The sequence below is a fragment of the Syntrophomonas wolfei subsp. methylbutyratica genome, assembly GCF_001570625.1.
Classification (GTDB): domain Bacteria; phylum Bacillota; class Syntrophomonadia; order Syntrophomonadales; family Syntrophomonadaceae; genus Syntrophomonas; species Syntrophomonas methylbutyratica.
Genome location: NZ_BBQT01000002.1, coordinates 134,835 through 150,648 on the forward strand (window position 1 = coordinate 134,835; position 15,814 = coordinate 150,648).

Here is a 15,814-nt window from a genome sequence, read left to right on the forward strand (position 1 = left end):
AAGGTGGAGGATTTATGCTTAACGCTGATTTGCTCTGGCAGTTATTGGATTATCTATATATTTTAAATATACTCATTGCCATAGGGATAATATTTTATGAGCGGCGTAATCCTACTGTTACCCTGACCTGGCTCCTGGTTTTGTTTTTAATGCCGGTTCTGGGATTAGTACTTTATCTCTTCCTGGGCCAGGACTTGCGTAAGAAGAAGTTGTTCTATCTTAAAAAAGAAGAGGAAGAGAGCTTCTTTCCTAAATTAGAGCAACAGGATAAATATTTGCATAACAATCAGATGCTTTTCTTAAACCCTCGCAGCAGCGAATACCGGGACATTATTCACCTGCACCTGAATAGCAGCCAATCCCTCTTCAGCCAGAATAATAAGGTGGATATATTCAACGATGGTCAGGAACTTTTTCAGGCTATGAGCGCAAGCATTCAACGGGCGAAAAAATATATACACCTGGAATACTATATTATTCAAAATGATGCTACCGGTCGGAGCCTTCGAGATATTCTCAGCCGCAAAGCTGCGGAAGGAGTAGAAGTGAGGCTGCTGTATGATGGAATGGGCTGTATTCGCCTGCCCCGCCGCTTTTTCCAGCCGCTTCTGCAAGCAGGGGGAGAGGTTGCCAGCTTTTTACCGCCATTCTTTCCTTTTGTAAATCTACGGATGAACTACCGCAACCACAGGAAAATATGTATTATTGACGGCGAAGAAGGCTATACCGGTGGTTTTAATATAGGTGATGAATACCTGGGTCTGTCAAAAGAGTTTGGCTACTGGCGGGATACCCACCTGCGCATTCGTGGAACCGCTCTGGATGGCCTACACTTACGCTTCCTCCTGGATTGGCGTTATGCTTGCAACCATGACTTTCAGATGCGGGAAGACTTTTTTCCCCAGCGTGCCCCCCAGGGCAATACCGGAGTGCAGATCGTATCCAGTGGACCTGATTCCAAATGGAGTTCCATTAAAGATGGCTTCCTGAAAATGATTGGTAGCGCCCGGCAGAATATCTACATTCAGACCCCCTATTTTATCCCGGATGAGAGTATTCTCGCTGCCTTGAAAATTGCTGCATTATCCGGGCTGGATGTGCGTTTGATGATACCGGGCAAGGCAGATCACCTTATTGTACACTGGGCTAATCTTTCTTATGTTGGGGAACTGCTGGAAGCAGGGGTCAGGTGTTATGCTTACTCCGAGGAAAGATTCCTGCATAGCAAGGTCATGATGATTGATGGCTATGCCAGCACGGTGGGAACATCAAACATGGATATACGCAGCTTTCACCTTAATTTTGAAGTTAATGCTTTTATTTATGACGAAAGGGTAAGCCGCAACCTGCAAGCGGCCTTCTTCCGGGATATCCAGAATTCTCAGGAGATTACTATGCAAATATACCGGGCCCGGCCAGTGTACGCGCGGATGAAGGAGGCTGTTTCCCGCCTGCTCTCCCCATTGCTTTAAATGGGTGTAGCATATTTAAGGCTTATCTATTATTCTATAGCTAAGAAAAGTGAGGAACGAGGGGCAAGGTATGAGGGGCGAGGGGTTGTTGCGGGCATGGGGGTTAGTAAGAAGATAAATAACAAGATTTAAGATTTTTGGCGTTGGCGTCAGTATTAAATTTCATTATCAGGAGGGGTGGAGTTATTGAACTATGGAGATGAATACCGAAGGAAGCTGGTTTCAGCCGATGAAGCAGTTAAAGTGATAAAATCCGGGGATTGGATAGATTATGGCCCGCTTTGCGGCCAGGTTATTGCTTTGGACCAGGCCCTGGTAAAAAGAAAAGACGAGTTAGAGGATATCAAGATATGGAGCCAGTGCAGCTTTTATTTGCCGGAAATTTTCCGGGTTGACCCTCGGGGAGAAACTTTTATCTGGAATACCTGGCATTTATCGGCTCAGGATCGTCGCGTGGCAGCGGGAGGAAGACCGGTATATTATGCTCCCATGAGATATTCTGAGCTTCCGCGCTTTGTCAGGGAACATATAAAAACTATTGATGTTGCTATGATGCAGGTTGCTCCTATGGATAATCACGGTTTTTTCAATTTCGGACCCCAAACTTCACATTGCAAGGCTTTATGTGATACGGCAAAAATACTTATCCTGGAAGTAAACGAAAATCAACCCCGTTGCTTGGGGGGATATGAAGAGTCGATCCATATCTCCAAGGTGGATTACATAGTTGAAGGAAAGAACCCTCCTTTGCCGCAACTGGCTGAATCACCGCCAACCGAGGTGGACAGAAAGGCTGCCGGGCATATACTGGAAGAAATGAGAGATGGCTGTTGTTTGCAATTGGGTATCGGAGGTATGCCCAATGCTGTAGGAAAAATGATTGCTGAATCTGAGCTTAAGGATCTGGGATGCCACAGCGAGATGCTGGTAGATGCTTTTGTGGATATGTATGAGGCGGGAAGGCTAAGCGGCAGCAAAAAACAGATTGACCCGGAGAAATTGGTATATACCTTTGCTGTAGGCAGCCAGAGACTATATGATTTTATTAATGATAATCCTCTTTGTGCTTCGTATCCGGTTAATTATACCAATAATATAGCGATTGCTTCCCGGAATGATAATTTGATTTCCATAAATAATGCGATAGAGGTTGACCTGTACGGGCAGGTTTGCTCGGAGTCGACAGGTACCAGAATAATTAGCGGAACCGGGGGGCAATTGGATTTTGTTCTGGCTGCTTATGAATCCAGAGGCGGCAAATCCTTTATCTGTTTGCCATCAACCAAAAGCGAAGGAAACGGTGAAATAAAATCAACCATAGTTCCAACCCTTACCCCGGGAGCCATCGTAACCGATCCCCGAACGGTAGCCCATTTTATTGTAAGTGAATATGGTAAATGCGAATTGAAGGGTAAAACAGTCTGGCAAAGAGCTGAAGGCTTAATCAATATTGCTCACCCGGATTTCAGGGACCAACTGATTAAGGATGCTGAGGTTCAGGGTATCTGGCGTAGAACGAACAGGTTATAGGTTAAAAAGAAAAATGCCCATTGCTTTCGCTTAAGACTTATAATAGGGATAGAATAACGGAAGACGGAAGAGCACTTTTTATCGGTGGCTGTAGCCCCAGGCTATGAGGGGTTAGTTCGTAAAACAAATTATTCAATGGAGGTGTAGGTTTTGAGTCATCATGCAACAATTGAAGTGGACAAGGCAGCTTTGTTTAAGAGCCTGGAGCAAGGTATCCTGGCTTTTGAAAAGGGGTTTCCCCTGGAGGATTTTAAAAAGGGCAACTATGGGCAGCATCCGCTGATAACCCTTTTAAACTGTGCGGATTCCCGTATGCCGGTAAATATTTTCGGGGAGATTTTTAACCGCATTTTTTCCGTGGAAAACATCGGCAACCAGGTTAAAACCAATGAAGGTTCCGTTCTTTATGGTCTTTTGCACCTGCATACCCCGTTGATGATTGTGGCCGGGCATAGCGATTGTGGAGCTATAAAGGCGGCGGAATCAAATTTCGTTGATGAGCCTATGGGCATTCGGAATGAATTGTCCATAGTCAAGAATTCACTGGAAGAGGCCCGGCGTAAAAGCGGACTCAGTTTTGACGATGAGCCGGGGCTGAAGTTCAGCAAGCTGGCCGAAGTTAATGTGGATATGCAGATAGATTATCTTTTAGCTAATTATGCCGTGGCCGATCTGGTGGAAAAAAATGAACTTTTGCTGCTGGGAGTAATGATGGATCTGCATAATATCTATGGCAATGGTTATGGAATGCTTTATACCAGCAATATCAACGGTGAGCGCAATAGCAGCATATTAAAGAGCTATTCCCATTTGGGTTTGCTGGCTGACCGCGCCCGGCGTCTGACTTCGTATTAACTCCGCATGTGACCAGAGGCCACAACCAAGGATGAGGAGTCCTTACTCCTTACTTTTCAAATTAAGGAGGAGCAGTGCGGCCACTTCAAACCGCCTGCTCTTTTCTTGACAGAGGTGTAAAATATATCAAAAGGACCGTCCCCGTGATATGCTTGATAAAAAGAGTCGGCTTAAATCTTTAGCGGCTTTTTCGAAGCTGAGTCCGTTTTCCAGCAGGAAGTCCGGGTTTAAAACCGCTTGAATGGATGCACTTATTGCGGTAACCAGTATGCGCAGGTCGCAATCCGGCAGGAACTCGGTACCCTCCTTTTGGCTTATGGCGCTAATAACCATCTGCACTCGTTCCAGGCGAAAGCGGTCGATTTTTTGCCAGAGATGGGGATAATATTGCCGCAGGTCATTTAGCCCGCGGGGACTGATTATAAAATGACCGTGCTTAAAGAGATAGTTTAAAATATAATTAATAATATTTATGGGGTCGCTTTCCACCGCCAGGATATGGTCGGCGGCAGCCGCCACTTCAACCAGGAAGCGGTTTACAGCGGCCTCAATTATTTCATCCTTGCTGCGAAAGTAACGGTAGATAGTCCTTTTGCTTATTCCCGCCTGGCTCGCCAGTTCATCTACGGTAAATCCATGCAAACCCCGCATCCGGGCCAGCCCAAGACAGGCATTACATATCCTTTCCTCCATATCCATATAGTCTCGCTCCTTCCTGCCAGGCATAAATTTCGATTACTCTTGTATCCGATTGCTCAAGCTATCTTCTTTTTAAACTTCAGGGTGCTTATCCCCAGAAACAACAGGCTGAACACCAGCAATGCGGCAACTTGACCCACCAGGTACTGAAAACCGATACCTTTGAGGACTATCCCTCTGATTATGTCCAGGTAATAGGTCAAAGGGATTATGTCGCTGATATAGTAGATTATCCGGGGCATGGCCTCACGGGGGAACATAAAGCCGGATAAGAGTATGCTGGGCAGCATAACAAAGAAAGACATCTGAAAGGCCTGCATCTGATTTTTAGCCATATTGGAAATCATGAGGCCCAGGCCCAGGGAAGCAGTGATAAAAAACAGGGTGAGAAGATAAAGCTCTAAAAGGCTGCCACGGATAGGAACCTGGAAGAAGAGCGCCCCTACCAGCAAAGCCACCGTAATCTGAATATAACCCAGGGCAATATAGGGGATTATCTTGCCCAGCATTAGCTCATAGGGGCGCAGGGGAGTTACTATCAGCTGTTCCAGAGTACCTCTTTCCCGCTCGCGGACTATGGCTACAGCTGTGATAATAACCATGGTCATGGTTACGATTATACCCAGTATGGCCGGTACCATATAATAAGCGGTAATCCCGTCCGGGTTATACCAGGGGCGTACGCGAATATCATAAGGGGGGGCATCCAGGTTCATTTTCTGGAACAGCAGCTGCTGCGACTTGATTAAGCCGATGGAATTGGCTATGGCTATAGCCTGGTTGGCCACCATATTATCGCTGGCATCCACTATCACCTGTACCGGGGCACTTTCTCCCCGCTGGAGCTGCCGGGCAAAGTCGGGAGGAAAAATTATTCCGGCCCGGGCCTGGCCGCTGTCGATGCTTTGAGTAACAGCGTCATAACTCAGGGCGACTTCGTTGATGTCAAAGTAGCCGGAGGCGGAAAAAGCGTTTAAAAGCTCCCGGCTTTCCGGGGAAAGAGACTGGTCAAAGACCACTGTCGATATGTGCTTGACATCGGTTTGGATAGCATAGCCAAAAAGGAGCAACTGGATCAAAGGAATCATGAATATCAGGGCTAGGGTCATCCGGTCTCTTTTCATCTGGATAAATTCTTTTTTAATTACGGCAAAAATCCGGCTCATCATTTTCCTCCCGCTCTTTTTTTCGGGCCAGGGCGACAAAAACATCATCCAAAGAAGGGCTTATAGGCAGGGGCCGGGTACCGGTGGCTTCCTCCAGGAGAGCTGCTGCCTCGAGGCTCTCTACCAGCACATGCAAGCGCAAGCCGTAAACCGAGCATTCCTTCACATAAGGAAGGCTCTGGATAAAGGCGATTTGCTGCAGAGGGTCGGGAAGCTCAATTTCCAGCAATACGCCCGCTATAACACTGCTCTTTAATCGATCAGGGCTATCCAAAGCCAGCAAGCGGCCCTGGTTAAAAAAGGCTATCCGGTCACAACGCTCGGCCTCATCCATAAAATGGGTGCTGACAATTACCGTAGTTCCGTTGGCGGCCAGCTCCTGGATAAGGTTAAAAAAGGCCCGGCGGCTGGACGGACTGACCCCGCTGGTAGGCTCATCCAGAAAGAGCAGGTCGGGATCCGATATGATAGCGGAACCCAGGGCCAGGCGCTGTCGGAATCCGGGGCTCAAGGTGGCCACCAGCTGTTTTTCCCGCTCTTGTAAACCGGCCAGGGCTATCATCTCATTCACTTTTTGGCGGCGCTCCCGGTAGGGAATGCGGTAAAGTCCGGCGAAAAAGTCGAGATTCTCCCATGCCGTCAAATCATCATAGAGGCTAAACTTTTGGGACATATAGCCGATGCGGGTTTTTATTTTTTCACTTTCTGTTTTCAAGTCATAACCTAAAACCCGGCCACTTCCGGAACTGGGTTCCAGGATTCCGCAGAGCAAGCGTATGCTGGTGGATTTCCCGGCGCCGTTGGGGCCCAGAAAGCCGCAAACTTCACCACTGCGGATTTGCAGGTTTATCCGGTCAACTGCGGTAAAATCTCCGAATTTCCGGCTCAAATCCCGGGTTTCAACCGGCAGATCCGGCATCAGACTTCACCTCCCGCTAAGCCTTTAGCTTCAGCCAGGAAAACAAAAAGCTCTTCCATGGAAGGGGCAACCTCCATAATGGACCCCGGCTCCAGACCCTGGGAAGCCAGCAATTCTTCCAGCCGGTGGCGGGAATGCTCCACTTCTTCAACTACCAGGCGGTACTTATAACCATAGAAAGAGGCATCCAGTATTCCGGGAAGAGAATCAAAAAAATGAGGATCCCTGAGGGGGACTCTTAGTTCTAAAATGCGAAAAGGGAAACTCAGCTTAATTTCTGCCGGTGGCGCCACTACTTCCAGGCGGCCTTCATTGATAAAAGCTACTTGATGGCAGAGTTCAGCTTCATCCATATAAGGAGTGGAGAGCAGTATCGTCATCCCTTCACGATTCAGATCATAGAGTATCTGCCAGAATTCCTGCCGGGATTGGGGGTCTACCCCGTAAGTCGGTTCATCCAGAACCAGGATTTGCGGCCGGGTAATCAAGGCACAGCTCAAGGCCAGTTTTTGCTTCATGCCCCCGGAAAGCTGTTCTCCCAGGCGCTGTTCAAAACCAGCCAGGCCGGTGCGCTCCAAAATCTCTTCTGCCCGTTCTCTGATCAAGCTCTTATGCAGCCCATAGAGAGAAGCGAAAAAATCTATGTTCTCCATTACGTTCAAGTCCCCGTAAAGGCTGAACCTCTGCGGCATGTAGCCCAGGTCCTGGCGTTCAATTTTCTCCGGGGGAAGACCCATAAGCTGGACTGCGCCCGAATCAGGAGTGATCAGGCCGCAGATCATACGCAAGAGAGTGGTCTTGCCGGCCCCATCCGGTCCCAGCAATCCGGTGATAGACTGTTTCTCCACCTGCAGGTTTACCTCCCTGACCGCCGGGATAGGGCCGAAGCTTTTAGTTAGCTGAGTGCATAGAATCATGGCTTCATCTCCTGCCAAATCACATCAGCCGGCATACCGGCTTTGAGAATGCCGTTTGGGTTGCTCGTTATATTAATTTTCACCGGGAAGACTACATTGGCGCGCTCCTTTTTGGTCTGAATGCTTTTGGGGGTGAATTCCCCCCGGGAGGATATTTCCTTAACCACTCCGGAAAAAACCTGCTCGCAACCACTTACGCTGATACTTACCTTTTGCCCCAGTTTAACCCGGGGCAGTTCATCGGTGGGAATATAAACTTTTATCCATAGGTGACGCAAATCAGCCAGAGTGGCCAGGGTAGCTCCCATGGTGACAAACTCACCCTCTTCAAAATTCTTGCTGATCAAGGTTCCCTCCAAAGGAGACAGCAATTTGAGGTCCTCCAGCAAGGCTTCGCTGCTCTTCAATACCGCTTTGCTGCGCTCCAGTTCCGCAGCGGCGGCTGATATGGCCCCCGGGCGGTTGCCCGATTGCACAAGGCTTAACCTGGCTTCAGCCGCAGTCAGCTCGTTTTTCTTAAGCTCGCTGTTCAAACGGCTCTGCTCCAGTTTTTCCTCGGCAATAGCTCCCTCGGCAAAAAGCTCTTGCATACGCTCTAATTCTCGCTCCGCCTGTTCATAGGTACTTCTGGCCATATTTACCCGGGCCAGGGCTTCCTTTATTTCCTGGGAGCGGGCTCCGGATACCAGGTCATCCAGCCGTGCCTGTGCCGCCAATACCCCCAGGGCATCCCTTTCTTTCTGCGCCAGCAGATCATGGCGACTCAGTTCTGCTACCAATTGTCCAGCCTTGACCGGGTCCCCCGCCTGGGCTTTAAAGCTCTTTATAGTGCCGCTGACCCGGGCTTTCACTTCGATGCTGGTGGCCTCAATGGTTCCCGTAGCCTGAAGCCCGGGTTTGTTTTCGCCCCAGTAATTCTGGTATAAGAGAAAAAAGCAGAGACCCAGAATAGATAGGAGCAGGAGCAAGACTATAATATTTTTGCGTTTCATTAACACACCTCCGGTAGGGCGAAATGCTTGGGCAGGTAAACCAATAAAACTCAAATAGTTTACCTGGTATCATTATAAACGGCTGGCGGCAAATAGCAAGCAGTTTTTTTAAAAGCATCGGAAGAAACTGCGGAGCAGTTTCAACACACCGCTGCAACGAGGTGGGGGATTGGAACCCGCCACCTGTTTTGTTAATAGGCGACCGCTTAGCACCCTGCGGGCACCACTGATGTTCGCTTCGCTCACTATTATGGATGCGGGGGATATATTTCACCTCGTTATAAGTGAGGGGTGAGGTGAAGGACGAAAGCGATGGCCAGGGTGAATAAGCCAGAACAATTGCTAGAAAAGTTATTCGAATGGTATAATCGAATTGAAGAATCACTGCTAGCAAACTTATAGTGTGATAAAGGTGGATAGTCGCGAGTAATTTAGTGTGGATAATACTAAATCCCAATATGAAAAGGAACTGCAATACAGAATTAAGAAGCCTCTTAATCCTTGGTTTTATGGGGATACGGGGCTTTTTATGCATATAGTATTATTATCTTTTGTTATCGTAAAATTTACGAAAGGAGGTTTGGAGGAGTTGCTATGGAAAATATTATTGTGTTTGCTCCCCATCCGGATGACGATATAATTGGCTGTGGCGGCAGTATTGCCCGGCACCTGCAGCAGGGGAATAAGGTTTCCATAGTTTATCTTACTTCCGGGGATGCGGGAAGCTTGAAGCATATAAAGAGGAGAATGGTGCAAATCCGAGAGGAAGAAGCGCGGAAAGCCGCGGCCTTGCTTGGGGTCAGCGAGCTCTTTTTTTTCCGCAATCCCGATGGGTATTTGGAGTTTAAACGCGATAATCTGGTAAAAATTATTACCCTGATCCGGGAAAAGAGGCCCATAGCGGTATACATACCACATAGTAAAGATCAGGTCAGGGATCACCGGGTTACCCACGAACTGGTGGTGGAAGCCTGTCATAGGGCAGCCGGGCCCTGGTTTCAAGAATGTGAAGGCCAGCCTTGGTCGGTGGGAAACATTTTCGGTTATGAGGTCTGGACGCCTCTGCAAGATCTGGATTATGTTGAAGATATAAGTGAATTTATGGAAGTAAAACTCGATGCGCTGAGACTGCACCGTTCTCAATTAGAGGAAATCCGCTATGATGAGGCTATTACGGGCTTGAACCGCTACCGGGGAATAATGACGGGAGAAGGGGATTATTGCGAGTGCTTTGAATTGCTCAAATCCAGTATCTCCATTAAAAGGGGCGTGTTATGAACAGGAAATCTCCGCTAGCTCTGATGCTAACACCTTTCCACCACATGCAGCGGGGTAATACCGTTACCACCCTGCGCCTCCAAACAGCTTTGAGACAGCGGGGGTTCATCGTGGATCTTTTGTCTTTGGAGGAAAAGGGATGGCGGGATAGCTTACGCCAATATCTAATTAACGGCAAGTATTCGCTGGTGCACGGTTTTAATGCCCGCTATTTTGGCGGGGTGCTGGCGGAGTTTCCTGAGCTTCAAAACTTGCCGCTTATTCTAACCACAACCGGCAGCGATTTGCATTATGACCTCAAGAACTCGGGAAGAGAACTGGTTTTGACTGCTTTTACCGCAGTAGAGAAAATTATAGTTTTTCATGATCATTTCCAAAAATTAATTGGGGATGCTTACCCGGAGTTCTGTTCGAAGCTTTCCACCATACCCCAGGGAATATGGCTGGAAGAAAGGCCTCCCTTAAAGCGGGAAATGATCGGACTGGCAGCAAATAATATCGTTTTTGCCCTTCCCAGTGGTCTCCGTCCGGTAAAAGATATCGAACTGGCTATTGATGGGCTGCAAAGGGTATATAAGGATTTTCCTGAGCTCCGTTTGCTGATTATTGGGCCAGTGATTGATCAGGACTATGGCCAAAAGATCAAGCAGCGGGTAAAAGAGCTAAATTGGGTATTTTATCTGGGAGAAGTCTCACATAGTGAGATGGGAAGCTATTTGTCGCTGGCCGATGTAATACTCAACACCTCCCGGGCGGAAGGACAACCCCAGGGATTGCTGGAGGGCATGAGCCGGAACAAGCCGGCCATATTGACTGCCGTACCGGGGAATCTGGACATTATTGAGGAAGGACGGCAAGGATATTATGTAAGGAACCAGGAGGAACTGGCATCGGCAGCCCGGAAGATGCTGTTCTCGGCGGAAAGTCGCCAAAGAATGGGTCGGGAGGCCGGAAAACTGGTAAAAGAAAAATTCTCGCTGGCCAGGGAAATACAGAGCTATGAAAAATTATATCGTCAAGTCCTTAAGCCTTAAGTTGACACGGGGACGGGGTTATTGACAACTTTATCCTTCAGTGCCAAAAACTGTTTTGTACTAACCCCCCCCATGGCCGCAAGCTTAATAGTGACCGTAGGGAGCATCAGTAGTACCCGCAGGGTGCAGGCCGGGGGCCACAACCACCGATGAAAATAGGAGCATTACAGGAGGTTATTATAGATGCTGATTCACGCAGATATATTATAATATATACCAGAAGAACCATCCCCATAATATACAGATATACATACGAGGAGAGTTTTACTATGAAAGTACATGTCCTGGCCAGTGGGAGTACAGGAAATGCCGTTCTATTCCAGTTTGGAGAAAGCAAAATTCTGGTAGACGCCGGCATCAGTTGCCGCCGGATTGAGCACGGACTCCAGGCAATAGGCACGAGAGCGGGGGAATTGGACGCAGTATTGCTTACCCATGAACATACCGACCATATTAAAGGACTGGATGTATTTATCCGCAAGTACCAACTTCCTGTTTTTACTCGACCGGCTACCTGGAGCAGGATTGACTGCCGTAAAAAATTTCCCGGGGAATGTATTAAAGAGATGGAAGGGACTTTTTCCCTGGGAAGGGTATTGATAGAACCCTTCGCTATTTCCCACGATGCCATTGATCCGGTAGGATTTTGTTTTTATTATGGGAAACGAAAAGCGGTAATTGCAACTGACCTGGGAATGGTAAGCCGGGAAGTGGAACAGGCCCTGTCTTTTACAGATATTGCCGTTCTGGAATCCAACCATGATCCCCAAATGCTTAAAAACGGGCCTTATCCCCCCTATCTTAAAAAGCGTATAGAGGGCAGGGAAGGCCACCTCTCGAATTTTGATACTGCCCGCCTGCTAAGTAGCGTGCCCCGCCATAATCCCATGCAGGTTTTGCTGGCCCATATCAGCCAGCAAAATAACCATCCTATGCTGGCTCAGCAAACCGTAAGCAAAATTATGCAAGATTCGGGTTGTGAAGTAGGTCGAGAAATCGGTATATATCCCACTTTTCCCCACCACGGGATTAGCTGTACCATGACCAGGGCATTTGCCGTTAACGCTCCCCTTTTTCAATGGGCAGATTTACTGGCGAAGCAGGACGGAAGGGGGAAAGCCAATTGAGCACAAAAGGCCTAAATGTGGAAAGTTCGAAGGAAACGGAAGCTCTGCTCTTGGAGTTGGGCCGGCAGGAAACGGAGAAATTGGAGAACCTGAATCAGCGCGTTGCTGAACAACAGAAAAAGAACCGAAACTTGCAGAGCGAGATTTTTGCTATGATACGGGAATTAATTCTGGTGCAAAGCCTGGACGGCAAAATTAGCCAGCAGGTACTTGAGCAGGTAATGATATGGGAGGAAGCCCGTAAAAAGGGGAGGGAAATAGCAAGAGCAAAAAGTGAGCGAGCTGGAGAAAGTCAGGAACAGTTGCGGGATTCACTCCGCTTGTTGGATCAAATCTACCAGCAAGTAGGAGTAGTTTGCCCCGAAACGCCTGCTCCAGGGGAGAAGAAGTAGAACTTTCAGAAGAACCGTTCCATGATATATTCACGGGATAGGAGATGAAATTTTGGTTTTCAAACGCCGCTGGAGCTCAGAGCCGGAAGCCAGAGAGCAACTATTGGCCGAAAGGCAAGAAGAAACGAAAAAGATTATAGAGGAGCAGGAAGAGGTCCTGGAGAAATTGCAGGAAGAAGAGCAAAATCTCCGGGTAGAACATGAGTATTTGCAAGGTCAACTGCAGGCTGCTGTTGAGCACAAGGATATGCTGCTGGAACTCTTGCCGTTGATAGAAATCTATCTTCGCCGCAGCCGGGAGCATTGCTTAAAAGATATCCGTTGTTTTTGGGAGATGGCCAGTGGTCTTTGCTCCCCATCAGAAGGGAAAAATGAAGCAATTGACTATGAAGCGCTACTTCGGGAAATCACAGAAGATTTTATACGAGCAGAGGATGAATATTCTGCCGGAAGAGAAGAAAGCAAGGTTATTGGCAAGCCAGATGAAACTTCCCCCCCGCCCCATTCACGTCGAGCCTTTATTACTGATGATGATAGCATCATCCGCTCCTTGCTGAAGATTATCCTGGAAAGGGAAGGTTTTGAGGTTACTGAGTCGGGCGATGGGCGTAACGCCAGCCAGCTCATAGCTGAAATGGAGCCTCCGGATATTTGCATATTGGATATAATGTTGCCATTTATAGATGGCCGCCAATTAGTTCGACAAATCCGGGCTAAATCCAGCTGGAAATCTACTCCGATTATTATGCTTACCTCCAGCTCCAGTGAAAAAGAAATTGTAGCTCTCCTGGAGGCCGGAGCCAATGATTATATGCTAAAACCCTTTAATACCAGGGAACTATCCGCGCGGGTACGCCGGTTGACCGGGTATGAGATTAAGGATGATTGAACTACAACGGGAGCAACTGTAGTAAGTGAAGGGGAAAATGCTATGAACAAGCTCATTGCCAATCCAGAGCCAATTATTAACCTGGTTGTACTGCTTGCCATAGGAATTATTACTACCTCCCTGCTTTTACTACTGCTAATGTTGAGGGTGCGGCTGCACCAGGCGACCCAGGAAGATCATAAGAAGCAGTTGCTGTGTATTTGGGAACCGGTACTGGCAGCGGCCAGTATTGATTGTTTTGCCCTACAGCTGCCTGCTTTGGCCAAGAAGGATTACCCCGATGTTCTAATTTTATGGAATCGTTTTCAAGAATCCCTGCGTGGTGAATCTAAAGAAAATCTGATTATACTGGGGCAGAAGCTGGGCATTGAAATTCTGGCGGAACGCATGTTAAGCAGCAAAGATGAATCGGAGCGAACCATTGCGGCCCTTACCCTGGGCAATATAGGTGCCAGAGAGTCCTGGCCAGCTTTAGAGAAAATGGCATTAACAGAAGTTGGACTATCCGGTCAGGTTGCGGCACGAGCCCTGGCCCGTATAGATCCGAAAGCTGCCAGCCCCATCCTGATTCCTCTCTTCATCCGGCGTCACGAGTGGCCGCAAAGTAGAGTAGCCGCGATTCTCAGTGATATGGGAGCTGAGGTTATTACTGCCCCCATGATATCCGCGTTATTGAGAGCTTCTCCCGAAGAACTGGCCCGTTTTTTGCGATACCTGCCTTTTGCCTATCAAAATGAGGCGCTTGAGGCTCTGCGGCTACTGTTGTCTGAGCACAGCGAAGCAGAAGTTTTGACCGCTTGTCTGGTAGCCATGAGGAACCTGGCTGAAGATAGTGATATAGCTGTAATAAAGAACTTTCTTCATCATCCTGAATGGGCGGTGCGGGTTCAGGCGGTAAATACCATGGCCCGGCTGGCCCGTCGGGAGGATCTACCGGAAATAATAGCTTTACTATCTGACCCCAACTGGTGGGTACGTTATCGCTCAGCCCAGGCCTTGGCGGAACTCCAATTTATCAGTTGGGAACAGTTGGAAGAGATTAAAAACCAACAGGAAGATCGTTATGCCCGAGATGCATTAACCCAGGTAATGGCGGAAAAGCAAATTAGGGAGAAGAATAGATGAAAGTTCTTATAATCTTACAATGGATATTTCTTCTTTATATGCTGGGTTTGAGTTTGAGTTACCTGCTCTTAAATCTCATTTCCATTGTCACCATCACGCGTTATATGCGTTCCCATCGTTTGAGCGATTTTCTGGAGTCATTTTCCGATTATGAATTGCCCATAAGTATTTTAGTACCTGCCTACAACGAGGAATCCACAGTGGAATCAACCGTTCGCTCCCTCTTGCAGCTATCCTATTCAGAGTTCGAGGTTATCGTAATTAATGATGGTTCTCGTGACCGTACCTTATCGATTCTGCAAGAAAGCTTTGGCCTGGTTAAAGTTCCCGAGGCCTACCAACAGCGCTTGCCGGTGAAAACCATACGCGGCTTCTATAGATCAAGCTATTATCCCAATCTGCGGGTAATCGATAAAGAAAACGGAGGGAAGTCCGATGCCTTGAACTCCGCTATTAATACCTGTCGCTATCCCTTGTTTTGTTCGGTGGATGCTGACTCCATCCTGCAGCGTGACAGCTTGAAACGGGTGGTACAACCCTTTCTGGAGAATCCTTTGACTGTGGCTGTAGGGGGGACTATTCGTATAGTAAATGGCAGTACGGTACAGGGGGGGTTCCTAACGAAAGCAGGCCTGCCAGGCAAGATGCTGGTCCGTTTTCAGATTATCGAATACTTAAGGGCTTTTCTATTTGGACGTTTGGGCTGGTCCCCGCTAAACGCTATACTGATAATATCTGGTGCTTTCGGGCTTTTTCGCAGAGAACAGGTAATAGAAGCCGGGGGTTACAGTACTGATACGGTTGGAGAGGACATGGAACTGGTGGTACGGCTCCACCGAATGTTGAGGTTAAAGGGGCAGCCCTACCGCATCACCTTCGTTCCCGACCCGATTTGTTGGACCGAGGCTCCAGAGGATCTATCCAGCCTGCGCAGGCAGCGTAGCCGCTGGCAGAAAGGCCTGGCGGAAGCTTTAAGCAAGAATATTCAACTATTGTTTCATCCGCGTAGTGGAACGGTGGGATGGCTGGCTTTTCCCTTTATGATTATTTTTGAGTGGTTCGGGCCGGTAGTGGAAGTGGTAGGCTATCTCTTTGTCCTTTTTGGTTTCTTGACCGGGCTGGTTTCACCGCTGGTCTTTGTAATCTTCTTTACCCTGGCACTGGGTTTTGGTGTATTGATTTCGGTTATGGCCCTTTTATTGGAAATTATCTCTTATCGTATATATTCAGAGCCCCGCCACATTCTGGCCTTGTTCCTGGCCGGAATATTGGAAAACTTCGGTTATCGCCAATTAATCAGCCTGTGGCGCTTGGAAGGTCTGGTGAAATGGATTAAAGGCGGCAAATTACAATGGGGAGAGATGGTACGCAAGGCGGATTGGCAGAAGTAATTTGCATGATTGCTCAGCAAACCTTAAT

At 48.0% G+C, this 15,814-nt stretch carries 15 protein-coding genes; 10 read left to right on the top strand and 5 right to left on the bottom strand.

The features are described from left to right. Positions 1-14 precede the first annotated feature (14 nt). From cls to AWB54_RS02325, 3 genes are all read left to right on the top strand, one after another. Positions 15-1,472, top strand: coding sequence for a cardiolipin synthase (cls, locus tag AWB54_RS02315; RefSeq protein WP_061213030.1), 1,458 nt, complete (start codon positions 15-17; stop codon positions 1,470-1,472). Between the two features lie 186 nt (positions 1,473-1,658). Continuing rightward, entirely contained in the window at positions 1,659-3,002 is a 1,344-nt protein-coding gene (locus AWB54_RS02320) for an acetyl-CoA hydrolase/transferase C-terminal domain-containing protein (protein ID WP_061213031.1), read from the top strand. Positions 3,003-3,152: 150 nt separating this feature from the next. Beyond that, on the top strand, positions 3,153-3,857 hold the full coding sequence (locus AWB54_RS02325) for a carbonic anhydrase (RefSeq protein ID WP_061213032.1): 705 nt from the start codon (positions 3,153-3,155) through the stop codon (positions 3,855-3,857). A 126-nt stretch (positions 3,858-3,983) separates the two neighbouring features. Here the strand turns inward: AWB54_RS02325 and AWB54_RS02330 are convergent, their stop codons facing one another. The 5 genes from AWB54_RS02330 to AWB54_RS02350 are packed head-to-tail and all read right to left on the bottom strand — an operon-like array spanning position 3,984 to position 8,550. Continuing rightward, entirely contained in the window at positions 3,984-4,556 is a 573-nt protein-coding gene (locus tag AWB54_RS02330; protein ID WP_061213033.1) for a TetR/AcrR family transcriptional regulator, read from the bottom strand. 56 nt (positions 4,557-4,612) lie between these two features. Then, on the bottom strand, positions 4,613-5,722 hold the full coding sequence (locus tag AWB54_RS02335; RefSeq protein ID WP_061213034.1) for an ABC transporter permease: 1,110 nt from the start codon (positions 5,720-5,722) through the stop codon (positions 4,613-4,615). Continuing rightward, positions 5,697-6,641 carry an ABC transporter ATP-binding protein gene (locus AWB54_RS02340; protein ID WP_061213035.1) on the bottom strand — a complete coding sequence of 315 codons (945 nt, stop codon included), beginning with the start codon at positions 6,639-6,641 and terminating at the stop codon, positions 5,697-5,699. Before AWB54_RS02340 ends, AWB54_RS02335 begins: the two co-directional genes overlap by 26 nt. Continuing rightward, positions 6,641-7,558, bottom strand: a complete 918-nt coding sequence (locus tag AWB54_RS02345; protein WP_061213036.1) for an ABC transporter ATP-binding protein — start codon at positions 7,556-7,558, stop codon at positions 6,641-6,643. Before AWB54_RS02345 ends, AWB54_RS02340 begins: the two co-directional genes overlap by 1 nt. Beyond that, on the bottom strand, positions 7,555-8,550 hold the full coding sequence (locus tag AWB54_RS02350; RefSeq protein WP_061213037.1) for an HlyD family secretion protein: 996 nt from the start codon (positions 8,548-8,550) through the stop codon (positions 7,555-7,557). The genes AWB54_RS02345 and AWB54_RS02350 overlap by 4 nt, the downstream gene beginning before the upstream one ends. 594 nt (positions 8,551-9,144) lie before the next feature. On the opposite strand from AWB54_RS02350, the gene AWB54_RS02355 reads away from it, so the two are divergent. The 7 genes from AWB54_RS02355 to AWB54_RS02385 all read left to right on the top strand — a co-directional run bounded on the left by AWB54_RS02355 (position 9,145) and on the right by AWB54_RS02385 (position 15,786). Continuing rightward, positions 9,145-9,828, top strand: coding sequence for a PIG-L deacetylase family protein (locus AWB54_RS02355; RefSeq protein ID WP_061213038.1), 684 nt, complete (start codon positions 9,145-9,147; stop codon positions 9,826-9,828). Next, a complete protein-coding gene (locus AWB54_RS02360; RefSeq protein ID WP_061213039.1) occupies positions 9,825-10,862 on the top strand; it encodes a glycosyltransferase in 1,038 nt (345 codons plus the stop codon). Before AWB54_RS02355 ends, AWB54_RS02360 begins: the two co-directional genes overlap by 4 nt. A 269-nt stretch (positions 10,863-11,131) precedes the next feature. Beyond that, positions 11,132-11,989 carry an MBL fold metallo-hydrolase gene (locus tag AWB54_RS02365; RefSeq protein WP_061213164.1) on the top strand — a complete coding sequence of 286 codons (858 nt, stop codon included), beginning with the start codon at positions 11,132-11,134 and terminating at the stop codon, positions 11,987-11,989. Then, a complete protein-coding gene (locus AWB54_RS02370) occupies positions 11,986-12,381 on the top strand; it encodes a hypothetical protein (protein ID WP_061213040.1) in 396 nt (131 codons plus the stop codon). Before AWB54_RS02365 ends, AWB54_RS02370 begins: the two co-directional genes overlap by 4 nt. A gap of 52 nt (positions 12,382-12,433) precedes the next feature. Then, entirely contained in the window at positions 12,434-13,270 is an 837-nt protein-coding gene (locus AWB54_RS02375; protein WP_061213041.1) for a response regulator transcription factor, read from the top strand. 42 nt (positions 13,271-13,312) lie between these two features. Then, positions 13,313-14,395, top strand: coding sequence for a HEAT repeat domain-containing protein (locus AWB54_RS02380; RefSeq protein ID WP_061213042.1), 1,083 nt, complete (start codon positions 13,313-13,315; stop codon positions 14,393-14,395). After that, positions 14,392-15,786 carry a glycosyltransferase family 2 protein gene (locus AWB54_RS02385; protein ID WP_061213043.1) on the top strand — a complete coding sequence of 465 codons (1,395 nt, stop codon included), beginning with the start codon at positions 14,392-14,394 and terminating at the stop codon, positions 15,784-15,786. Before AWB54_RS02380 ends, AWB54_RS02385 begins: the two co-directional genes overlap by 4 nt. Positions 15,787-15,814 lie beyond the last annotated feature (28 nt).